This window comes from Sphingomonas sp. CFBP8993 (assembly GCF_034044895.1).
GTDB lineage: Bacteria > Pseudomonadota > Alphaproteobacteria > Sphingomonadales > Sphingomonadaceae > Sphingomonas.
Genome location: NZ_JAXCWU010000003.1, coordinates 348,124 through 371,824, shown reverse-complemented (window position 1 = coordinate 371,824; position 23,701 = coordinate 348,124). Strand labels below are relative to the sequence as shown.

General features: G+C 66.8%; 15 protein-coding genes. 6 read left to right on the top strand and 9 right to left on the bottom strand.

Features of this window, described 5'->3' with window-relative positions; all coding sequences use genetic code 11:
- Window positions 1-16 precede the first annotated feature (16 nt).
- Entirely contained in the window at window positions 17-1,315 is a 1,299-nt protein-coding gene (locus SOM26_RS07865; RefSeq protein ID WP_320452368.1) for a sensor histidine kinase, read from the top strand.
- Window positions 1,316-1,335: 20 nt separating this feature from the next.
- Here the strand turns inward: SOM26_RS07865 and SOM26_RS07860 are convergent, their stop codons facing one another.
- Window positions 1,336-2,817, bottom strand: a complete 1,482-nt coding sequence (locus tag SOM26_RS07860) for an MFS transporter (RefSeq protein WP_320452165.1) — start codon at window positions 2,815-2,817, stop codon at window positions 1,336-1,338.
- Window positions 2,818-2,849: 32 nt separating this feature from the next.
- Complete coding sequence (locus SOM26_RS07855) at window positions 2,850-3,881, bottom strand: LacI family DNA-binding transcriptional regulator (RefSeq protein WP_320452164.1); 1,032 nt, start codon at window positions 3,879-3,881, stop codon at window positions 2,850-2,852.
- A 206-nt stretch (window positions 3,882-4,087) separates the two neighbouring features.
- Here SOM26_RS07855 and SOM26_RS07850 point away from each other — a divergent pair, with 206 nt between their 5' ends.
- The 5 genes from SOM26_RS07850 (at window position 4,088) to SOM26_RS07830 (ending at window position 13,906) form a co-directional block, all read left to right on the top strand.
- Entirely contained in the window at window positions 4,088-6,826 is a 2,739-nt protein-coding gene (locus SOM26_RS07850) for a TonB-dependent receptor (protein WP_320452163.1), read from the top strand.
- A 63-nt stretch (window positions 6,827-6,889) separates the two neighbouring features.
- Entirely contained in the window at window positions 6,890-8,416 is a 1,527-nt protein-coding gene (locus tag SOM26_RS07845; RefSeq protein WP_320452162.1) for a tryptophan halogenase family protein, read from the top strand.
- Window positions 8,413-10,206: an alpha-amylase family glycosyl hydrolase gene (locus SOM26_RS07840; protein WP_320452161.1), complete on the top strand. Its 1,794-nt coding sequence runs from the start codon at window positions 8,413-8,415 to the stop codon at window positions 10,204-10,206. The genes SOM26_RS07845 and SOM26_RS07840 overlap by 4 nt, the downstream gene beginning before the upstream one ends.
- Entirely contained in the window at window positions 10,206-11,819 is a 1,614-nt protein-coding gene (locus SOM26_RS07835; protein WP_320452160.1) for an alpha-glucosidase, read from the top strand. The genes SOM26_RS07840 and SOM26_RS07835 overlap by 1 nt, the downstream gene beginning before the upstream one ends.
- Window positions 11,816-13,906: a glycoside hydrolase family 97 protein gene (locus tag SOM26_RS07830; protein ID WP_320452159.1), complete on the top strand. Its 2,091-nt coding sequence runs from the start codon at window positions 11,816-11,818 to the stop codon at window positions 13,904-13,906. Before SOM26_RS07835 ends, SOM26_RS07830 begins: the two co-directional genes overlap by 4 nt.
- Window positions 13,907-14,051: 145 nt before the next feature.
- On the opposite strand, the gene SOM26_RS07825 is transcribed toward SOM26_RS07830, so the two are convergent.
- The 7 genes from SOM26_RS07825 to ptsP form a co-directional block, all read right to left on the bottom strand.
- Window positions 14,052-16,163: a M3 family metallopeptidase gene (locus SOM26_RS07825; protein ID WP_320452158.1), complete on the bottom strand. Its 2,112-nt coding sequence runs from the start codon at window positions 16,161-16,163 to the stop codon at window positions 14,052-14,054.
- A 124-nt stretch (window positions 16,164-16,287) separates the two neighbouring features.
- Window positions 16,288-16,476, bottom strand: coding sequence for a hypothetical protein (locus tag SOM26_RS07820; protein WP_320452157.1), 189 nt, complete (start codon window positions 16,474-16,476; stop codon window positions 16,288-16,290).
- On the bottom strand, window positions 16,473-17,264 hold the full coding sequence (locus SOM26_RS07815) for a Crp/Fnr family transcriptional regulator (protein ID WP_320452156.1): 792 nt from the start codon (window positions 17,262-17,264) through the stop codon (window positions 16,473-16,475). Before SOM26_RS07815 ends, SOM26_RS07820 begins: the two co-directional genes overlap by 4 nt.
- Before the next feature lie 80 nt (window positions 17,265-17,344).
- A complete protein-coding gene (locus SOM26_RS07810) occupies window positions 17,345-18,430 on the bottom strand; it encodes a DUF475 domain-containing protein (protein ID WP_320452367.1) in 1,086 nt (361 codons plus the stop codon).
- A gap of 166 nt (window positions 18,431-18,596) precedes the next feature.
- Window positions 18,597-19,382: an IclR family transcriptional regulator gene (locus SOM26_RS07805; protein WP_320452155.1), complete on the bottom strand. Its 786-nt coding sequence runs from the start codon at window positions 19,380-19,382 to the stop codon at window positions 18,597-18,599.
- Window positions 19,383-19,486: 104 nt separating this feature from the next.
- The gene (nagE, locus tag SOM26_RS07800; RefSeq protein ID WP_320452154.1) at window positions 19,487-21,229 is read right to left on the bottom strand and encodes an N-acetylglucosamine-specific PTS transporter subunit IIBC; all 1,743 of its coding nucleotides are present in this window, start codon (window positions 21,227-21,229) and stop codon (window positions 19,487-19,489) included.
- Complete coding sequence (gene ptsP / locus SOM26_RS07795) at window positions 21,226-23,676, bottom strand: phosphoenolpyruvate--protein phosphotransferase (protein ID WP_320452153.1); 2,451 nt, start codon at window positions 23,674-23,676, stop codon at window positions 21,226-21,228. Before ptsP ends, nagE begins: the two co-directional genes overlap by 4 nt.
- Window positions 23,677-23,701: the final 25 nt, after the last annotated feature.

Below are 23,701 nucleotides of genomic sequence, written 5' to 3'. Positions count from 1 at the left end.
TCGGCTGGCCGCGCAGATGGCGCTTCTGCTCGCCATCGCCCTGTTTGTCGCCCAGGCGATCAATTTCACCCTGTTGCTGCGCGAACGCCGCAGCCTGATCCTTGAGCAGACGTCGGGGCCCGCCATCGCCCGGCTAAACGATGCGATCGACCGGACCGCCAGCGGCAAGCCGCTGCCGCCGGATCGCGGGCGGGTGCGGGCGTCGGCCGGAAATCCTATCCGCGCCGACCTGCCGCGCGTGCCAGAGGTCGAGGCGCTGATCCGCAACGGCCTGGTCGAGGCGGGGCATCCCGTGGCGCGGGTCGTGACCGGCGTGCGACCTTTCCAGCCCGAGGATTTCGACTGGCCGCGCCGCAGGATGGATCGTCAGCGGCATCCCGCCATGGAACTGCTGATCGCGGTCGAGCGCACGCGCGGCGGCTGGCTGGTCACGCGATCCTTCTGGCCCAGCGATGAAATGACCCTGGTCTGGCGGCTGATCGCCCAGACGCTGATCCTGTACGGCATCATCCTGTTGCCCGTCCTGTGGATCGGGCGGCGCATCTCGCGGCCCTTGCGCGACCTGACGCGCGCGGCGGAGCGTTTCGATCCGCGCGAACGCGGCGAGCCGATCCCCGAACAGGGACCACTCGACGTCTCCGCGCTGATCGCCGCGTTCAACGCCCTGCGCCTGCGAATCGGGGCGATGCTGGACGAGAAGGACCGGATGCTGGGCGCGATCGGGCATGACCTGCGCACGCCGCTGGCCGCATTGCGGGTGCGGATCGAGTCGGTGGAGGACGAGCAGGACCGGCTGCGCATGGCCGATACCGTGGCCGAGATGAACAAGACGCTGGAGGACATCCTGTCGCTCGCGCGGATGGGACGCCCCAGCGAGATGGAAACCGATGTCGACCTGAACGCACTGGTCGATGCGGTGGTGGCCGATTTCCACGATCTGGGGCAGGACGTGACCTTCGAGGAAGGCGGACGGCTGCGCCTGAAACTGCGCCCCACGCTGATGCGTCGCGCGGTACGCAACCTGATCGAGAATGCAGTCAAATACGGACATTCGGCCGATGTCCGCATCGACGCGCGCGCCGACCGGATCGCGATCACCGTCGCCGACATCGGCCCCGGCATCGCGCCGGACCTGTTGGAGACGGTGTTCGATCCCTTCACCCGACTGGAAACCTCACGCAATCGCGAGACGGGCGGGATCGGCCTGGGCCTGGCGCTCGCGCGTTCGATCGTGCGACAGGCGGGGGGCGATATCGTCCTGGCCAATCGCCCCGAAGGCGGGCTGGCCGCGACGATCACCCTGCCCCGCGCCTAAATCCCCCATGCCGGGGAGGATCACGCCTCCTTCGCCACCCGCAGCATCGCCAGCGCCGCCACGCCCATCACACCGGCGGCGATCGCCATCGTCCAGACCAGATGGCCGCCCAGGAAATGCCCCACGATCGCCCCCATCACCGAAGACACGATCAGCTGCGGCAACACGATAAAGATGTTGAACAAGCCCATGTAGATGCCAAGCTTTTCGGGTGGCAGCGCAGCCGACAGGATCGCATAGGGCATGGTCAGGATCGACGCCCAGGCGATGCCGACCAGCACCATCGACGCCATCAGCCACCAGGCGTCGCGAATGACCAGGAACGATGCGAAGCCCGCCGCTCCGCAGAGCAGCCCCAGGATATGCGTGTTGCGCCGCCCGATCGCCCTGGCCAGCGGCGGCAATGCAAAGGCCCAGAGCGTGGCGACGCCGCTATAGACCGCGAACAGCACGCCGACCCAGTTGGCGCCTTCGTTGAACGCCGCGCTGCTGGCGTCGGTGGTGCCGAACACCCGCTCCGCAACGATCGGCGTCGTATAGATCCACATGATGAACAGGGCCGACCAGGTGAAGAACTGGACAAGCGCCAGCCGCTTCATCGTGGCGGGCATCGCCGCCAGGTCGGCCAGGATCTGGCTCAACGCGTTACCGCCCCGCCCGCGCCGCACCAATCCGGCGCTGACGATCTTGGCCAAGCCAAAGGCGATCAGTCCGCCGCCGAGCAGATAGACCGGCTTGTCGAGCCCCAGCCACCCGACACCCACGACGACCAGCGCACCGGCGGCGATCCAGAGCGGCGCGGCCCCGATCCGCTGACTGGGGGCCGCATCGCCATGCACCGCCTGCCCCTCGTCGTGATCCGCAAAGGCGGCCAGTTGGGCAGGGGAATATTCGCGGGTCGTCATCACCGTCCACAGCACCGCGGCGAACAAGGCCGCCGCACCGATATAGAAGCCATAGCGAACTGAGGGCGGCACCTCCCCCGGCCCCGCGACATTGGCGACGTGGAACACGTCGGTCAGCAGCATCGGTGCCAGCGACCCCAGCACCGCGCCCGCCCCGATGAAGCCGGTCTGGAACGCATAGCCCGCCGTCCGCTGGCGGCTGGGCAGCATGTCGCCGACAAAGGCGCGGAACGGCTCCATGGAGATATTGAGCGAGGCGTCGAGCAGCCAGAGCAGCATCGCCGCCGCGAGCAGCCCCCCGGCATTGGGCATCCCCAGCAGCGCCAGCGTCGCCAGCACCGCACCCGCCAGGAAATAGGGCCGCCGCCGCCCGAACCGTCCCCAGGTGCGGTCGCTGTAATGGCCGATCACCGGCTGGACGAGCAGCCCGGTCAGCGGCGCCGCGATCCACAGGAAGGCCAGGTCCTTCTCGGCGGTGCCCAGCGACTGGAAGATGCGGCTGACATTGGCGTTTTGCAGGGCAAAGCCGATCTGGATACCGAAAAAGCCGAACGAGGTGTTCCACAACCCCCAAAAGCCCTGACGCGGCTTCTCCATAATCCCTCCCAGATTTTTGTTATCGTTATGATTTATGGTCTGACGCTCGACCCGCGCACGACCAGGGTCGCGGGCAACAGATTGCGTGGTGGTGCGGTGCCGGCAATCTCCGCGAGCAGCGCGCGGACCAGCAACCGGCCTGCGGCTGCTGCGTCCTGCACCACGGTGCTGAGCGGAGGATGCGCGAAGCTGGCCGCCGGAATATCGTCGAACCCGACGAGTGACACATCGGTGGGCACCCGCAGGCCCGCCTCCGCCAGGACGCGCATCGCCGCCAGCGCGATCAGGTCGCTCGCGGCCATGATGCCGTCGAACGGCTTGCCGCGTACCAGCAACTCGCGCGCGGCCCGCTCCCCCTGCTCCTCGCTGGAGATCGCGCCGACCTGAAGCGCGGGGTCGCATGGCAGCCCCGCTTCGGACAGGGCGTCGCAATAGCCGCGATAGCGGTCGTGGAATTCGGGATAATGGTCGGTGGCGTCGCCCAGGAACGCGATCCGCTTGCGCCCCTGCGCCACCAGATGCCGCGTCGCCGCCAGCGCGCCCGCATGATTGTCGCATCCGATGGTCAACCCCGGTTGCCCCGGCGCGACCGAACCCCAGCGCACGAAATGCGTGCCGCGCGCGACCAGCGTCTCCAACTGTTCGCGATACGCGGCGTAATCGCCGTAACCGAGCAGGATCAGCCCATCGGCACGATGGCTGTCCTCATAATCCGCCTGCCAGTTGCTGGTCGGGTTCTGGAACGAGACGAGCAGGTCGTACCCGACCTCCGCACAGCTCTCCATGATCGATCCCAACATACCGAGAAAGAACGGATTGATCAGCGTCCGCCCCGGCGAGGGATCGCGGAACAGGAGGAGCGCCAGCGTTCGCGTCTGGCCGCTGCGCAGGTTGGAGGCGGCACGGTCGACCGAGTAGTTGAGGTTCTTCGCGATCGCCTCGATCCGCGCGCGGGTGGCGGCGCTGACCGACGGACTGCCGCGCAGCGCCCGGCTGACGGTCGGTTGCGATACGCCCGCCATTTGCGCGATGTCGAACGATGTGGGCTTACGCGGACCGGCCAAATCTGTGCTTCCTCCTCTCCACTCCGCTTACCGGCTTTCACGAGCCGGGTTAAGCCGAAGCGCTGTCGTAATAATGCAACAGGCCGGACCGGCCGCATTGAATACGTATGCGGCCTTGTTCCTTTTCGACGCGTGTCCTTTCACAGGAGGGGCAACAACCATACCCGTCCTTTCAACGAAGACGGGGTTTCTCGGAGGGGATTTTCATGACGGTTCGCCCAGTGGCGCCGGCCGATGCCGCGCGCTCGTTCCTGAAGCTCGGGGTCAGCACGCTGGCCATGGTCATCGCCGCGCCGGTCCTTGCGCAGACCACCGCTATCGTCCCCGCCCCCGCCGCCCCCGACGCGGCGGCCCAGCAGGCCCAGCCCGAGTCCGAGCCCGGCGACATCGTCGTCACCGGTTTTCGCGCCGCACTGGAAAACGCCGTCGCCGAGAAGAAGAACCGCGACCTGGTCGTCGAGTCCGTCTCGGCCGAGGACATCGGCAAGCTGCCGGACGCGTCGATCGCCGAGTCCATCGCCCGCCTGCCCGGCGTCACGTCGCAGCGGGTCAACGGCCGCTCCAACGCCATCTCGATCCGCGGCTTCGCGCCCGACTTCTCGACCACGCTGCTCAACGGCCGCGAGCAGACCTCGACCGGCGACAATCGCGCGGTCGAATATGACCAATACCCCGCCGAGGTCGTCAACCAGGTCCTGATCTACAAGACCGCCAATGCCGGGCTGATCGGCCAGGGCCTGTCGGGCACCGTCGACCTGAAGACCATCCGCCCGCTCGATTACGGCAAGCGCGTGATCTCGGTCGGTGCACGCGGCACCTATGCCGATATCGGCAAGCTGAATGCGGGATCGAAGGACTTCGGCTATCGCGCCAGTGCGACCTATGTCGACCAGTTCGCCGATGACACGATCGGCGTCGCACTGTCCGCCAGCTACCTCAACGAGCCGTACCAGATCCAGGAAGGCAATGCCTGGGGCTATGCCCAGACGACCGTGGGCGGCCAGACGGTCGACGTCGTCGGCGGATCGAAATCCTATGTCACCTCGACTACCCTCAAGCGGCTGGGCCTGTCCGGCACGGTGCAGTGGCGGATGAGCGACACCTTCACCAGCACGCTCGACGGTTTCTATTCCGACTTCAACGACGACCAGATCAAGCGCGGCATCGAGCTGCCGCTGGCCTCGGGGACAGGCACGACGCTGACCAATGCGGTGGTGAACAACGGCCTCGTCACTTCGGGCACGTTCAACAATGTCGAGGGCGTGATCCGGAACGACTCGTTCCAGCGCAAGGCCAAGCTCTACTCGTTCGGCTATAACGGCAAGTATAAGGGCGATGACGGCTGGAGCGCATTCATCGACCTCAGCTATTCGCGCACCGACCGCGACGAGGTGACGCTCGAAACCTATAGCGGCACCGGTTACGGCCAGGGCGTCGGCGCGACCGATACGATCGGCTTCACCACCGGCAACACCGGCACCGTCTTCAAGCCGACGCTGAACTATTCCGACCCCAATCTGATCCAGCTGACCGATCCGCTGGGCTGGGGCGGCAGCACGCGCCAGGCGGGCTATTTCAACGATCGCAAGATCACCGACGAGATCAAGCAGTACCGCGTCGAGATCGAGCGCGAAGTAGAAACGCCGATCGTCAGCGCGCTGCGCTTCGGCCTGAACTATACCGATCACGCCAAGTCGCTGGCGCCCAACGAGTCGTTCGTCACGCTGCCGAACGGTGCGACCATCGCCCCGCTGCCGCAGCAATATCGCCAGACGCCGACCGACCTCACCTATCTGGGTCTGGGGCCGATGCTCAGCTATGATCCGCGCGCGCTGCTGGCGGGCGGGGTCATCGTCCTGACGCCGAACACCAGCCCGGACGTGCCCGCCAAGGCGTACACCACGACCGAGCATCTGATGACCGCCTATCTCCAGGCGGACCTGAAGGCACAGATCGGCGCGGCGGAACTGACCGGCAATCTGGGTGTGCAGGCGGTCGGCACCGAGCAGAAGTCGCGCGGGCTGATCTATAACGGCACCGGCTATACCAACATCGTGCAGGGCGACGATTACTGGGACATCCTGCCCAGCGCCAACCTGTCGCTTCGCCTGCCCAGCGACTGGGTGTTCCGCGTGGCCGCCGCGCGCCAGATGATGCGGCCCCGCTTCGACGATATGCGGGTCGCGCTGTCCTATGGCTTCGACACGGCGCAGGGCATCATCTCGGGCAATGGCGGCAATCCGTATCTCCGCCCGATCCGGGCGAACTCGGTCGATGTGACGGTCGAGAAGTATTTCGGCACGCGCGGCTATCTGGCGGCGCAGGGCTTCTACAAGGATCTCAAGAGCTTCGTTTACAATCTGGAGCAGCCTTACGACTATACCGGCCTGCCCCTGCCCGCCGCCGTGCCGATCGGCACGCCCACGCAAGGGCGGATCACCCGGCCGATCAACGGCACCGGCGGCACGATCTACGGCGTCGAGCTGGCGGGTACGCTTCCGCTCGGCCAGCTGGCCGGTTTCCTGGACGGCTTCGGCCTGACGGGCGGCGGCTCCTATACCAAGACCGAGATCACGCCGACGCCGGGTGGCGCCCCGGAGGACATTCCCGGCTATTCGCGCTGGGTGGCGAACGGCACCGCCTTCTTCGAGAAGTGGGGCCTGAACATCCGCGGATCGGTCCGCTACCGCTCGACCTTCGTGGGTGAGCTGTCGGGCTTCGGCGCCAACCGCGTCCGCCGCCGCGCGATCGACGAGACCATCGTCGACGGCCAGATCGGCTATGACTTCCAGGAGGGTACGTTCAAGGGCCTGTCGCTGTTCGTGCAGGGCCAGAACCTGACCGACACGCCGTTCGTCACCACCAATGGCGGTCGCCGCGACGAGGTGATCGACTATCAGAGCTATGGCCGCCGGTTCCTGGCCGGGTTTACCTATCGCTTCTGATGCCAGTTTCCCGCGCCGCCCCCCCCATTTGCCGGCGCGGGAATCCTGAATGTGAGACGCCGCATGGACGCCCGCCCCACCGCAGACCATATCGCCAGAAAGGTCGTGATCGTCGGCGGCGGCACCGCCGGATGGATGGCGGCGGCGGCCCTTGCGCGGTTCGTCCCCGCCTCGACGCGGATCACCCTGATCGAATCCGACGCGATCGGCACGGTCGGCGTGGGCGAGGCCACCATCCCCGGCATCCGCCTGTTCAACCAGATGCTGGGGCTGGACGAGGCCGAGTTCCTCCGGGCCACCAACGGCAGCTTCAAGCTGGGCATAAGGTTCGAGGGCTGGTCGGGTGAAGGCAGCGGCTATCTTCATGCCTTCGGCAGCATCGGGCGCGGCCTGGGGCTGGTGCCGTTCCACCATTACTGGCTGCGCGGCGGCGGGGCGGCGAACCCGGCCTCGCTCTGGGGCCATATGCCGGGCGCGCAGGCGGCGATGGCGGGCCGCTTCGCCCCCGATCCCGGCCGTCCCGACCTGCCCAGCGGCCTGGCCTGGGCCTATCATTTCGACGCCAGCCTCTATGCCGCGCTGCTCCGCCGTCATGCGGAAAGCGCGGGCGTGGCGCGGGTGGAGGGACGCATCGCCTCGGTCGCGCGCGATCAGGCCGGGCGGATCGACCATGTCGTGCTGGACGGGGGCGAGGTTCATGCGGGCGACCTCTTCATCGACTGTTCGGGTTTCCGAGCGCTGCTGATCGGCGAGACGCTGGCCGAGCCGTTCGATGACTGGTCCGACCTGCTCCCCTGCGACCGCGCCCTGGCGGTAGCGAGCGAACGGACCAGCCCCCTGCCTCCCTATACCCGCGCGATCGCGCATGGCGTGGGCTGGCGCTGGCGTATTCCGCTTCAGCATCGCACCGGCAACGGCCTAGTCTATGACAGCCGCCATCTGTCGGATGACGAGGCGACCGACCGCCTGCTGACCGCGCTGGGCGGCGAGGCGGTCGGCGATCCCCGCCCCTTGCGTTTCACCACCGGGCGGCGGCGGCGCGCCTGGGTCGGCAACTGCATCGCGCTGGGGCTGGCGGCGGGGTTCCTCGAGCCGCTCGAGTCGACCAGCATCCACCTGATCCAGTCGGGGATCGCGCGGCTGCTGGACTTCTGGCCCGGCGGCATACTCCAGCCGGTCGACATGGACGCCTATAATGCCGAGACGGCGGCCGAATGGCTGGCGGTCCGTGACTTTCTGATCCTCCATTACCAGGCCAATGCGCGAACCGAGCCTTTCTGGGCCGAACGGCGCGCGGCGCCGCTGCCCGAGAGCCTGGCCGCGCGGATCGCCCTGTTCCGCGCGAACGGGCGTTTTCGGCGCGCGGGCGAGGAGCTGTTCGCCGAGGCGGCCTGGGTGCAGGTCATGATCGGCCAGAATATCCTGCCCGGCGGCCATCATGCGCTGGCCGATGCCCTGTCGGCGCATGAACTCGACGATTTCCTGTCGCTGACCCGGCGTCATGCCGCGCAGGTGGCCGCCCGGCTGCCGACGCACGACGCCTTTCTCGCTGCGCATTGCGCCGCGCCCGTTCAAAAGGTTTTCGCATGAAGAAACTGCTGCTCGCGCTCCTGGCCACGGCGACGCCACTGGCCGCGCAGGATTATCGCCAGCGCCTGCCGCAGGACGAGGTGATCTACTTCGTCCTGCCCGACCGGTTCGAGAATGGCGACACCGCCAATGACCGCGGCGGTCTGAAGGGCGGGCCGCTGACCACCGGCTTCGATCCGACGCATAAGGGCTTTTATCATGGCGGCGATCTCAAGGGGCTGACGAAGCGGCTCGACTATATCCAGGGGCTGGGCGCGACCGCGATCTGGCTGGGGCCGATCTTCAGGAACAAGGCGGTGCAGGGCGCCAAGGGCCAGGAGAGCGCGGGCTATCACGGTTACTGGATCACCGACTTCACCACGGTCGATCCGCATCTGGGGAGCGAAGCCGATCTGCGCGCCTTCATCGCGGCGGCGCATGGCCGGGGAATGAAGGTCTATATGGACATCATCGTCAACCACACGGCGGACGTGATCCAGTATCGCGAATGCGCGGAGGGCTCACCCTGCCCCTATCGCGACCGTGCGACCTATCCGTACCAAAGGCGCGGGGGCGTGGATGGCAGGCCGATCAATGCCGGCTTTGTCGGCGATGACGTGCAGACGGCAGCGAACTTCGCGCATCTGACCGATCCGAACTACGCCTACACGCCTTACGTCCCGGCGGCGGAGAAGAACGCCAAGACCCCGGCATGGCTCAACGACCCGATCTACTATCATAATCGCGGCAATACGACCTTCGAGGACGAAAGCTCGACCACCGGCGATTTCTCGGGGCTGGACGATCTCTACACCGAAAATCCGCGCGTCATTTCGGGTATGATCGACATTTACGGCAGCTGGATCGACCGCTTCGGCGTCGACGGCTTCCGCATCGACACCGCCAAGCATGTGAACCTGGAATTCTGGCGCCGCTTCGTGCCCGCCATGCTGGACCGGGCCAAGGCGAAGGGCATCCCGAACTTCCACATCTTCGGCGAGGTGACGGCGGGCATGGAGCCTGGCTATCTCGCGCGCTGGACCAAGATCGCCGATTACCCGGCGGTCCTCGATTTCGCCTTCATGAACGCGGTGATCCAGACGGTTGCCGAGAACAAGCCGACCCGCACGCTCGCCAGCCTGTTCGAGGGCGATGTCCTCTATGCCAGGGGCGAGGCGACGGCGGACATCCTGCCGACCTTCCTCGGCAATCATGACCATGGCCGCTTCGCGCGCGACGTTCGGATGGCAAACCCCAATGCCTCGGACGGGGAAATCCTGAAGCGGGTCGAACTAGGCCACGCGATGCTGCTGACCCTGCGCGGCGTGCCGACCATCTATTCGGGTGATGAACAGGGTTTTGCGGGCGACGGCAACGACCAGGATGCGCGCGAGGACATGTTCGCAAGCAGGGTCGCCAGCTATAACGACAACAAGCTGGTCGGCACCTCGAAGACCACTGCGACCGACAGCTTCGTGCCCACCCATCCCCTCTACCGCGAGATCGCAACGCTCGCCCGCCTGCGCGTCGCCAACCCGGCCCTGACGCGCGGGCGCCAGGTGATCCGCACACGCGGCGACGCGCCGGGCCTGTTCGCCGTGTCGCGCTTCGACCCCGCCACGGGGCGTGAATATGTGATCGCCTTCAACACCTCGACCAAGGCGATCGCGCAGGCCGTACAGGTCGAAACGGCATCGCAACGTTTCACCGCCATGGCTGGTGCCTGTGCCCCGACCGCCGCCGCGCCGGGGAGCCTGATGTTGGAATTGCCCGCCTTCGGCTATGCCGTCTGCGCGGCGGAGAGCCGTTGATGACCGAAACCATACCCACCGCCCCCCGTCCCTGGTGGAAGGGCGCGGTGATCTATCAGATTTATCCGCGCAGCTTCGCCGACAGCAATGGCGACGGCATCGGCGACCTGCCCGGCATCACCGCGCGGCTGGACCATGTCGCCAGCCTGGGGGTGGATGCGATCTGGCTGTCGCCCTTCTTCACCTCGCCTATGAAGGATTTCGGTTATGACGTCGCCGATTACCGCGATGTCGATCCGATCTTCGGCAGCCTTGCCGATTTCGACGCACTGGTCGCCCGCGCGCACGAACTGGGGCTGAAGGTCGTCATCGACCAGGTGTACAGCCACACCTCCGACGAACATCCGTGGTTCACCGAAAGCCGCGCCAGCCGCACCAACGCCCGCGCCGACTGGTATGTCTGGGCCGATGCCAAGCCCGACGGCTCGCCGCCCTCCAACTGGCAGTCGGTGTTCGGTGGCCCCGCCTGGACCTGGGACGCGCGGCGCCGGCAATATTACCTCCACAATTTCCTGAAGGAGCAGCCGCAGCTTCACGTCCATCACCCGGACGTGCAGGCCGAGTTGCTGGCGACGGCGCGCTTCTGGCTCGACCGGGGCGTCGACGGCTTCCGGCTGGATGCGATCAACTTCATGATGCACGAGCCGAGCTTGCGCGATAATCCGCCCGCGCCTGACACGGGCAAGACGCGGACCCGGCCGTTCGATTTCCAGCTCAAGCTCTACAATCAGAGCCATGCCGATATCGTGCCCTTCCTGGAGCGGATCCGCGCGACGCTGGACGATTATGGCGACCGCTTCACCGTGGCCGAGGTCGGCGGCGACGAGGCGGATGCCGAGATGAAGATGTTCACGGCCGGGGACCATCGGCTCAACACCGCCTATGGCTTCGACTTCCTCTATGCCGATCGGCTGACGCCGCGCATCGTCGCTGAGGCGCTGGCGAAATGGCCCGCCGCGCCGGGTGTCGGCTGGCCGAGCTGGGCGTTCGAGAACCATGACGCCCCGCGTGCCGTGTCACGCTGGACCACGCCGGAGCATCGCGAGGCGTTTGCGCGGATGAAGATGCTGCTGCTGTTGTCGCTTCGCGGCAATGCCTTTCTGTATCAGGGCGAGGAACTGGGCCTGACCCAGGTCGATGTGCCCTTCGAGCGGCTGGTGGACCCGGAGGCGATCGCGAACTGGCCGCTGACCCTGTCGCGCGACGGGGTGCGCACGCCGATGCCGTGGAGCAGCAATGCCATCAACGGTGGTTTTTCGGACGCCGAACCATGGCTGCCCACCGGCCCCGATCATGGCGCGCTGGCGGTCAACCGGCAGGACGGCGACCCCGACTCGCTGCTGAACCTGACGCGGCGCCTCGTCCGCCTTCGCGCGGAGACGCCCGCGCTGGCGGTCGGCGACCTGACCTTGCTGCACGCCGACGAGCAACTGCTCGCCTTCGAGCGGCGCGAGGGATCGCAGCGGCTGCTCTGCCTGTTCAATCTGGGCGACACGCCCGTGACCCTTCCCCCTGCCCTGCCGCGTGGGCAGCGGGTGCTGGTCACAATCAATAACGCCACCGACGAACGCCTGGGCGCGTTCGGGGCGGCGATCCGGGAGATGACTGCATGAAGACGACCATTGCCATCGGGCCCATTCTCGCAGGAGCCTTGATCGCCAGCGCCGCCTCCGCCCAGAACGGCCCCGCCGATCCGGCGGTCAACGAAACGTTCAAATTCGCCAGGCCCGCCGGGCAGCCCGACGCGGTCGAGACCTCGCCCAACGGCCAGATCACCGTGCAGGTGTCGACCGACAATGACGGCCGCGCCGTCTATATGATCGCCCGCAACGGCAAGGCGATCGTCGCCCCCTCGCGACTGGGCATGATGTTCACCGACGCGCCCAAGATCGAGCGCGGCATGAAGATCGAGGCGGTCGCCCACGCCAAGTCCGACACAAGCTGGACCCAGCCCTGGGGCGAATGGCGCACCATCCACGACAATCACCGCGAGATGCGCGTCCGCCTGATGGAGTCGAGCGCGCTCCATCGCCGCTATGACGTGGTGTTCCGGGTGCAGGATGACGGCGTCGGCTTCCGCTACGAATTTCCCGAGCAGCAGGCGATGCCCAAGGCCGACATCGCCGAGGAACTGACCGAGTTCAATATCGCGCAAGGCGGCACCGCCTGGTGGAAGCCTGCCTTCCTGTGGAATCGCGAGGAATATCTCTACAACCGCACGCCCCTCTCCGGTGTCGGCACGGCGGCGACGCCGATCACCATGAAGCTGGACGACGGTACCCATATCGCCATCCATGAGGCGGCGCTGGTCGACTATGCCAGCATGGCCGTGATGAAGACCGAAGGGAACAGCTTCAAGGCGGTCCTCACCCCCGGCTCGGGCGCGCCCAAAGTGGTGAAGACCGGCGCGTGGACGACGCCCTGGCGGACCTTCCTGATCGCACCCGATGCGGGCGGGCTCTATATGAGCCACCTGATGCTCAACCTGAACGAGCCCAACAAACTGGGCGACGTGTCGTGGGTAAAGCCGGGCAAGTTCGTCGGCGTCTGGTGGAAGATGATCAAGGGCGAGTGGAGCTGGGCGCGTGGCCCCCGCCACGGCGCCACGACCGCGAATGTGAAGACCTATATCGACTTCGCCGCCAAATACGGCATCCCCGGCGTGCTGGTCGAGGGGTGGAATATCGGCTGGGACGGCGACTGGGCGGGCAACGGCTCGGCGATGCAGTTCGCGACCCCGGCGGAGGATTTCGACGCCGATGCACTGGCGAAATACGCCAAGGCCAAGGGCGTCTCGCTGATCGGCCATCACGAGACAGGCGGCGCGGTCAGCCATTATGAAAGCCAGTTCGACCCGGCCTTCAAATTCGCCGCCGATCACGGCGAACATGTGGTGAAGACGGGCTATGTCGCCGATGCCGGTCAGATCGAGCGAGTGAACCCGGACGGCTCGGTGAGCCGCGAATGGCATGAGGGCCAGTGGATGGTGAACCACCATCTGCGCGTGCTGGCGGCCGCCGCCAAATACAAGGTCTCGATCGACAGCCACGAGCCGGTCAAGGACACGGGCCTACGCCGCACCTATCCCAACTGGCTGGCCCGCGAGGGCTCGCGCGGGATGGAATATAACGCGTGGCCGGGCAAGAACCCGCCCGAGCATGAGGTCAACCTGGCCTTTACCCGGATGCTGGAGGGTCCGATGGACTTCACGCCCGGCGTGCTCAGCCTGACCGGCAGCGACGACAGCCCGATCCAGTCGACCATCGCCAAGCAACTCGCCTTGTACGTGGTCCTCTATTCCCCCGTGCAGATGGCGGCCGACACGCCGGAGAATTATGCGAAATACCCCCAAGCCTTCCGCTTCATCGCGGACGTGCCTGTCGATTGGGAGGATAGTCGCGTGCTTAACGGCGAGGTCGGCGACTACGTCACCTTCGCGCGGCGGGACCGCAAGAGTCGCGACTGGTATGTCGGCTCGATCACCGACGAGAATGCGCGCGACCTGACCGTGACGCTGGACTTCCTCGATCCGGGCAAGAGCTATGAGGCGCAGGTCTACAAGGACGGCCCCGGCGCGACCTATGCCACCGACGCGCGCCATTCGATCGCGTTCGAGACGAAGCGGGTTAAGAAGGGCGACACGCTGACCCTGTCGCTCGCCCCCGGCGGCGGCCAGGCGATCCGGTTGAAGGCGCTGTAAGGCGAAACCCTCCCCAAGCATGGCTTGGGGAGGGGGACCATCGCGCCAGCGATGGTGGAGGGGCGGACGGACCGGCCCTACCCCTCCACCACGCCCTGCGGGCGCGGTCCCCCTCCCCATCTGACGATGGGGAGGATTGAGGTCGTTACTTCGTGGGGAAGCCGCGTTGCTTGAGCAGCGCATTCACGTCCGGATCACGCCCCCGGAACGCGCGATACGCCTCGGCGCGGTCGGTTTCGTTCCCCGTCGACAACAGGATCCGCGCGAAGCGGTCCGCCGTCGCCTTGTCCCACGGGCTGCCCGCTTCCTCGAACGCCGCGAAAGTGTCGGCGTCCATCGTCTCCGACCAGAGATAGCTGTAATAACCGGCCGAATAGCTGTCCGACGAGAACAGGTGATTGAACTGCGGCAGGCGGTGCCGCATCACCAGTTCCTTCGGCATCCCGATCTCACGCAAGGTCGTCGCCTCGAACGCGGCCGGGTCGACCACGCCGTCCGGGATGGTGTGCAGCTTCATGTCCAGAATCGCCGAAGAGAGATATTCGGTCGTCGCGAAACCCTGGTTGAAGGTCTCCGACGCCTTGATCTTGTCGAGCAGCGCCTGCGGCATGGGCTGGCCGGTCTTGTAGTGACGGGCATATTTGTCGAGCACGTCGCGGGTCAGCAGCCAATGCTCGTTTACCTGGCTGGGATATTCCACGAAGTCGCGCGGCGTGCCCGCCAGCCCCGGATAGGTCACGTTCTGCAACATCGCGTGGATGGCGTGGCCGAATTCATGGAACAGCGTCTCGGCATCGTCCAGGCTGATCAGGACCGGTTCACCGGGCGCGCCCTTGGCGAAGTTGTTGTTGTTGGACGACAGGACATTCTGCACCGGCGGCAGGTTTCGCTGGCCGCGATAGGTGTTCGCCCAGGCGCCCGAACGCTTGCCGGTCCGCGCAAAATCGTCGCGGTAGAACAGGCCCACTTCCTTGCCGTTGCGGGTGACGTGCCACACGCGCATGTTCGGCTCGAACACCGGCACCGTGCCGGTGATCTCCTTGAACTCCAGGCCATAGAGCCGGTTCGCTGCGTAGAGCGACCCCTGGATGATGTTGTTCAACTCGAAATAGGGCTTCAACTCGGCCTGATCGAGATCGTAGCGGCTCTTGCGGACCTTCTCTTGGTAGAAGCGATAGTCCCAGGGCTCGATGGTGATCTTGGCCCCTTCCCCCTTGGCGGCAGCGGCGTCCGCGATCGCCTGCATGTCGCGGACTTCCTCGGCGACGCGCGCCTTGGCGGCGGGCCAGACGCGCATCATCAGGTCCATCGCGGCGGCCGGGGTCTTGGCCATCGTGTCCTGCATCCGCCAGTCGGCATGGGTCTTGAAGCCCAGCAGGTGCGCGCGGTTGGCGCGCAGGCGGACGATCCGGGCGATGGTCGCCTTGGTATCGTTGATGTCGCCATTGTCGCCGCGCTTGGTGAAGGCACGCCACACCTGCTCGCGCAGCGCCCGGTCGGTAGCGAAGGTCAGCACCGGATCGACCGCCGAGCGGGTGTTAACGATCGCCCAACCCTGTTGCCCACGCTCGGCCGCCGCCGCCTTGGCCACTGCCTTCACGCTGTCGGGCAGGCCCGCCAGCCGCGCCTCGTCGGTGACGATGATCGCCGTGCCCTCGTCCGCCAGCAGTCGCTGGGAAAACTCGCTGAAGTTGATCGCGAGATTCTGGTTGAAGGCGGACAGTTCCGCCTTCTGCGCCGGGGTCAGCTTGGCGCCCTGCCGCACGAAACTGTCATAGGTGCGCGTGACCAGCCGCTTCTGCTGCGCGTCGAGCCCGCTGGTGTCGCGCGCCTTGTAGATCGCCTCGATCCGCGCGAACAGCTTAGGGTTGAAGGTGATCTCGTCCGACGCCTTGGCCAGCTTGGGCGACCATTCGCGATCCAGCACCTGATAGGCCGGCGTGTTCATGTTGCCCGTCATCACCCCGAACATCGTCATCACGCGGTTCAGAGTTTGCCCGGCATTCTGCATCGGCACGAAGGTGTTGGCGAAGGTCGGCCTGGCCGGATCATTGGCGATCCGGTCATAGTCGGCGCGACGCTCCGCCAGCGCGGCCTCGAACGCCGCCGGGAACAGCTCGGGCTTGACCTTGTCCCAGGGGGGTACGCCGCCATAGGGGCCGGTCCATGGGCTGAGCAGCGGATTGGTGGCGGGGGCCTGCGCCGCCTGCGGGGCGGCGGCCATGGCCGCGCCGCTTGCGAGGGCGGATGTACTCATCAGGGTCGACAGGACGACGGCAAGGGACGGATGACGCAAGAAACACTCCCGTTCATGAAACGTGCGTCATCATAGGCCTCTGATCGAAGGGGTAAAGCACTGTCCGGCCACGGGAACCGGATGATCAGGCGTCGCCCAGCTGCGCCTCGGCCCGGACGGCAGCGGCGAGCAACTCGTTGCCGGTCTGCCGCGCGGCCCCCGGCGTCATCGCCACCGCCACGCCATTGGGGCCATCGAGCATGACGATCCCCTGCTCGGCGGTCGCCTGTCCCGCATCGTCGTGAACATGCGACGGCACGCCGCGGCTCGTCATGACCCCGCCTGGTCGAGCGTCGGCCCGCCGCCATAGAGATAGGCCGGGTCGAAATCGGCAAGCGCCGCCAGCGCGTCGAGGTCGAGGATGTGGACCTCGCCGCTGCGAAAGGTCATCAATCCACGTTCGCGCAGCGACCGCAGGACGCGATTGAGGTGCACGGGTGTGATCCCGGTGGCCTCCGCCAGATCGATCTGGGTCACCGGAAAGCGGAACGTGCCGTCGCGGACCATGTCGACCATGGCAAGCCGCGCATGAAGCTCGCAGAACAGATGCGCTACACGGCCATCGGCCCCCAGCCGCCCCAGCCGGAACACCCATTCGCGGTGCATCGCGGCATCGAGCAGCGTCGAAAACCACAACAGGCGGGTCAGCCGGGGATAGCCCGCGACGATCCGCTCCAGCCGGTCATGCCCGGCCATCGCCACGCGCACCGGTGTCAGCGCGGCGACATCGTGATCCAGATGCCGCATGGCAAAGCCGTGCAGGTCGACAAAATCACCCGGCACATGGAAGGCGACGATCTGCCGATTGCCCTGGCGATCGTCCATATAGCGGCACATCACCCCTTCGAGCAAAAGGCTGCTCGACCGTACCCGCTCCTCGCGGCGGACGACGATGGTCCGCGCGGGTATCGCGCGGACCTCGTCGATGCTGCCCTCCAGCGTGGCGATATCCTCCGGCGTCATCGTGTCGCGCCCGCGTTCCTTCAGGAACAGCTCGGTCAACAGCGGTCGATCGGACGGCGAACGTTCCCGCCGCAAGGTATCGATGGCAGATACCGACATGACTTGGATCCCTCACCCAGCGTATGGAAAGGCCAATCCCCGCCGGGCCGATCGGTTCCATCGTCACGTCCCCGGAACGGTCAATCGCCGATCGGCTTGCCCGATGGGTGAACCGGCTCGGCATCGACAAGCGCCTGCTCGGGATGCTTGCGGTTGCTGCGCACCGAAGCCCAGAAGGCCAGACCGATCAACGTTGCCCCGATCAGGCCGGTGATCGTCTCTGGAATGTGGAAACGCACCGACAGCAGCATGATCGCGGCCAGCGCGACGATGGCGTAGAAGGCCCCGTGCTCGAGATAGCGATACTGCGCCAGCGTGCCATGCTCGACCAGCATGATCGTCATCGAACGCACGAACATCGCCCCGATGCCCAGGCCCAGCGCGATGATGAACAGGTTGTTCGACAGCGCGAACGCGCCGATCACCCCGTCGAACGAGAAGCTGGCGTCCAGCACCTCCAGATACAGGAACGCCGCGAAGCCCGACCGTGCTGCGGCACCCGTGGCGGCGTCCCCGTCACCCTCCAGCACCACGCCGATGGCGTGGACCGCGATATAGGTCAGCAGGCCGAAGATGCCCGAGGTGATGAAGGTCATCGCCTCCTCGGCCGGAATGAAGCGCGAGATGACGTAGAGCGCGAGCAGCACGATGCCGGTTGCCAGCCCCGAAATCCTGCGCAGCGCCGCCAGCGGGCGCTCGATCACGGCGATCCAATGCTCGTCCTTCTCGTCGTCGAGAAAGAAGTTCAGCCCTACCATGGCCAGGAAGCTGCCGCCGAAACCCGAAATACCGACATGGGCGGAGGTGATGATCTGTTCGTACCGGACCGGATCGCCCGCCGCCAGCTTCACCGCCTCTATCGGCCCCAGATGCGCGGCGATCGCGACGATGGCGAGCGGGAAGATGATCCGCATACCGAACACCGCGATGACGATGCCCCAGGTCAGGAAGCGGTGGCGCCACTTGTCGTCCATGTCGCGCAGCACGGTCGCGTTGACGACCGCATTGTCGAACGACAGCGACACCTCCAGCACGCCCAGCACCAGGACGATCCACAGGATGCCCAGCGTACCCGGCAACGTCCCCGTGCTCTGGAAGCCCAGCCAGGCGGCGACGCCCAAGCAGAGCGCGGTGAAGATAAACGAACCCTTATAATATTTCAGCAGCACCCACGGCCCCCTGTATCGTTCCCGACCTGTATCCGTCCCGACGGTCGCCTGCACGGCGATGCCGCGACCCGAACGGTAAAGTCCCGTGTCGCCAGATTTGTTCAATCGGGAACGGCGCTCTATCGCCGTGAAGCCGGGCGCGGACAAGCCGATTGGGCCGCGATCAGATGCGGGCGTCGTTGCCGATCAGATGGTCGGAAATCAATCGGGCGGTGTCGCGCAGCCGGGCCAGCGCCTCGTCTTCGCCGACGGGGGCATCGGTGATGCGGATGAACGGCACGGTCAGGACGGCGCAGGCACGGGCCTGGCGCATGATCGGACAGGCCAGCTCGACCATGCCAAGGAGCTCGGCACTGTCGGACCGGGCGAAACCCTGGGTGGACAGCGCCTCGGCATCCTGGCGCAGCGCCTGGCGGGCCTCGTCCGACAGGGGCGGATCGAAGAGCGACTCCCACTCGCGCCGGGTGGCCTCCGACTGAAAGGCGTAGAGGGTTCGGCCCGACGGCGTCTCGTGCAGCGAACGGCGATACCCGACCCGCACCGAGAACCCGACCGAGGTGTCCGCCTCCATCCGTGCAATCACCGAGGAATCGGCGCCAGATGGAACTGCGAGATAACAGGACTGGCCGATATCGTCGGCCAGCCTGCGCATCTCGGGCAGCGCCTGCTCCATCAGGCTGCGGACCGGCGGGCGCTTCAGGCCCAGATGGAACAGCCGCGGCGTCATGACATAGCCGTCTGCACCCTGCGCGACATAGCCGCGATGTTCCAGCACCTGGATCATGCGGAACAGCTCGCCGGTCGATCGGCCCAGCCGGACGACGATCGCGCTCATGGTCAGCGGATGCTCCTCCCCCGCCAGAAGCTCCAGGATGTCGAGCCCCTTTTCCAGCGCCGGCGCGCGGTACAAACGCTTGTCATCGACGCCGCTTGCCAGTTCGATTGGCAACACATCCTCCCTCGCGATCGTCGACGCTTTGTGTCGCGACCGTTTTAAACAAAATTAGGAATTGCCTACACTTTTTGTTCGACCGGCGGCAACATGGCTGTCGATCAGATGATGACCTTTTCGTGCATCAGCACGTGCACGGTATCGTCGGCCACGCGCACGCTGGTGCGGATCTGCGCGTCCGACAGCGTCCCCAGACGGGACGGATCGACCAGCACGATCCGCCAGCGTCCGGCATGGTGGCTGGCCGAGGCGATGTTCGCCGTTCCACCGACCGCGTCCAGCACGACCTTGGGTACGGAGATGTCCGGCGTTCCGGACGATCCAGGCGAGGCGGAAGCGGCGACGGGAGCAACTGTCACCGCCTGCCGGGTCGCGGCGATCGGTCCGGCCTGGATCGCCTCGCGCATTTCCATCGCGATCGTGTCGGCGACGGGGCCCACGACCACCTGCACGCCGCTGGGCGACGGGCGGAGGATGCCCCGCGCGCCCAGCCGCTTGAGCGCGGGCTCGTCGACCTGCGCCGGGTCGGCGACGATCAGGCGCAGACGCGTGGTGCAGGCGGCGATCTCGGTCAGGTTGGTACTGCCGCCCATCGCCGCGACGAAGGTGGCCCCACGACCACCCGTCGTCGGGGCCGCACCGGCCTCTACGATGACGTCCTCACCCGACGCCTCTTCGGCCTCGCGACCCGGCGTCTGGAGGTTCCAGCGGCGGATGGCGAAGCGGAAGACGGCGTAATAGAGCAGCGCATAGACCGCCCCGATCGGCACCAGCATCAGCGGCTTGGTCGCCTTGCCGAAGTTGATGACATAGTCGAACAGACCGGCCGAAAAGGTATAGCCCAGCCGAACGCCCAGCGCGTTCATCAACGCCTCGGACAGGCCGGTCAGGATGGCGTGGAAGGCATAGAGGACCGGCGCCAGGAACATGAAGCTGAATTCGATCGGCTCGGTCACGCCGGTCAGGAACGACATCAGCGCCAGGCTGAACAACATGCCGCCGACCGCCTTCTTCCGCTCGGGCAGCGCCTCGTGGTACATGGCGAGGCAGGCGGCGGGCAGGCCGAACATCATGACCGGGAAGAAGCCGCTCATGAACGCGCCCGCAGTCGGATCGCCCGCGAAGAAGCGGGTCAGGTCGCCGGTCTTGCCGTGATAATCGCCGACCACGAAATAGGCGACGGTGTTCAGGATGTGGTGCAGGCCGGTGACGACCAGCAAACGGTTGAGCACGCCAAAGGCGAACAGTCCCAGCCCGCCCGCCTGGACGATGCCCTGGCTCAGGCCGTCGATGCCCGCATTGACCGGCCCGAACGCCACGCCGAGCAGCGCGGCCAGACCCAGGCCCGCAATGCCCGAGATGATCGGCACGAAGCGACGCCCACCGAAAAAGGCCAGATATTCCGGCATCTTGATCGTGGCGAAGCGGTTGTAGAAACTGCCGCCGATCAGGCCGGAGACGATACCGATCGGCACGTCGAACCGGTGGATCGACTTTGCCCGCCATGCCGCCTCGACGGTGGCCGCGATATCCGTGGCCAGCCCCTTGGCGAGATCGGCCGGGGGCATGACCAAAGTCTCGGCACCCTTGATGGTGACGAGGTAACAGGTGATGCCCGCCAGTGCCGCCGCGCCATTGCCGTCGCGGGCAAAGGCCGTCGCCACACCGACCGCGAACAACAGGCCCAGATTGTCGAAGATCGCATTGCCTGCATTCGCCATGAAGGCGATGTTCAGCATGTCCGCCTGCCCCAGGCGCAGCAGCAGCCCGGCCACCGGCAGGACAGCGATGGGCAGCATCAGGGCGCGCCCGAGCGATTGTAGTGAGGCCATGGGCGAGCTCATGCGCCGATCTCCTGAAGCAACGTGGTGATATGGGCACGAACCGCCGCCGCCGATGGAAGCGCCAGCGCATGGATGGCCGCCGCGCGGCAGCGGGCCATCTCAAGCTTGCCGACCAGCGCCTTGATCGCCGCGACGCGCGCGGGCGGCACCGACAATTCGGTGACGCCCAGCCCCAGCAGGATCGGCACCGCCAGCCTGTCGGCGGCCAGCGAACCGCAGACGCCGACCGGCGTATCGTGGCGGGACGCACCGTCACAGGTCGCGCCGATCAGACGCAGCACCGCCGGATGAAGCCCGTCCACCCCCGCCGCCACCGCCGCGTTGCCGCGGTCCATGGCCAGCGTATATTGGGTCAGGTCGTTGGTGCCGATCGAGAAGAAGTCCGCCTTGCGCGCCAGGATATCGGCGGAAATCGCGGCGGCGGGCGTCTCGATCATCACGCCCACCTCGGCCTTTCGGCCATGCCGCTCGACCACGGCGCGCACCGCCTCCAGCTCGGACAGGCTGGCGACCATGGGGGCCATGATCCGGCACGGCTGGCGCACCGACAGGATCGCGCCGACCTGATCCTCCAGCAGTTGCGGATCGGCGAGCGACACGCGGATGCCGCGCAGGCCGAGCGCCGGGTTTTCCTCGACCGGAAGGTCCATATAGGGCGCGGGCTTGTCGCCGCCGACATCAAGCAGCCGGACGATCATCGGCCGGTCACCCAGCGCATCGGCGATGGCCTGATAATCGCGCGCCTGTTCGTCGCGGGTCGGCGCGGTTTCGCGCTCCAGGAACAGGAATTCGGTGCGCAGCAGGCCACAGCCCTCCGCCCCTTCGACCACCGCCGCTTCGGCATCGGCGACCGAGCCGAGATTGGCGAACATCTCGATCCGGGTGCCGTCGCGCGTCCGGCAGGGTCCGGTCGCGGCGCGCGCCGCCTCGGTCTCGGCCTTGCGACGGGCGATGGTGTCGCGCGCCTCACTTTGCGCATCGGCGTCGGGCTCGGGATCGACCAGCCCGCGATCGGCGTCGAGCACGATCACCCGGCCATCCTCCAACGCCGCCAGCGGCTCGCCGAACGCCACCGCCATGGGCAGGCCCATACCCGCCGCCAGAATCGCGGCGTGCGAAGTCGGGCCGCCCTTCACCAGCGCAATACCCGCCACGACGGCGGCATCCAGCGCGGCGACCTGGCTGGGCAGCAGATCCTCGGCAACCAAGATCGCACCCCGGGGCACGCTCGGCCCCTCGATGGGCAGACCCGCCAGGGCGGCCAGGACATGGCGCTCCAGATCACGAAGGTCGTCGGCGCGCTCGGCAATGCGGCGGTCGCCGCTCGCCACGAGGACCGCGACCTGTTCGGTAATGGCTTCCTGCCACGCCACGCCCGCACTCAATCCCCGGTCGATCGCGGCCAGCGCCGCATCGCCCAGCGTCGGGTCGGCCAGCATCGCGGCGTGCGCGGCCATCACCCCACCCCGCGCGCCACCGGCCTCGGCGGCCTGGGCCAACCCGGCACGGACGCGGGCAAGTGCTTCGGCCAGGTGCTGACGCTCCTCCGCGACCGGCCCGGCCGTCAGCTCGACCGGAATGGCGGCGCGGGTCAGGCGGTGGATCGGGCCGACCGCCAGCCCCGGCGCGGCGGGCACGCCGCCCAGTCCGGGGCCCTCGCCACGCACCGGCTCGGGCACGTCGATCGGCGTATCCTCGACCGTCGCGTCGTTCAGGAACGCGATGACCTCGACAATGGCGGCGGCGGCCTCTGCCCCGCTCGCCTCGATCCGCACCGTGGTGCCATGCCCAAGACCCAGGCCCAGCAACCCGACCGCGCTGAGCGCCGAGGCGTGACGATCGCCATGATGAAGGGTGACGGTCGCGGCATGACGGCGCACCGCCTCGACCAGCCGCGCGGCCGGACGGGCGTGAAGCCCGTGCGACAGCGCGACGACCATTTCCTCGATCAGCGTCTCGCCACCGGCATCGGCGACCACCGCCTCGACCACCAGCGGCACGACGCGGAGCAGCGGATCACCGACCGCGACCAGCCCGTTGGCGATCGGCTCGACGCCGTAGCGGGTGGCATCGGCGACGATGATGGGCGTGACGACGGCGGGCGCGTTCTGGACGAGGTAATCGAGATCGAAGCGGATCAGCGGCTGGCCCGCCAGCACCTTGGCCCCCGCCGTCACCAACGGGGTCAGCCCCTTGCCGCCCAGCGACACGGTGTCGACGCCGATATGGCAGATCAGCTCATAACCGTCGGTGCTGCGCAGCGTGACCGCGTGCCCCGCCTCATGCACCGTCAGCACGGTGGCATCGCACGGCGCGCACAGCGTATCGTTGACCGGATCAATGGCCAAGCCGTCGCCCAGCATCTTTTCGGCAAAGACGGGGTCCGGCACCTTGGGCAACGGCGTCACCCAGCCCGCCAGCGGGGCCACAACGATCAGCTCACTCATCGCACGTCACTTTCGCCAAACTGCA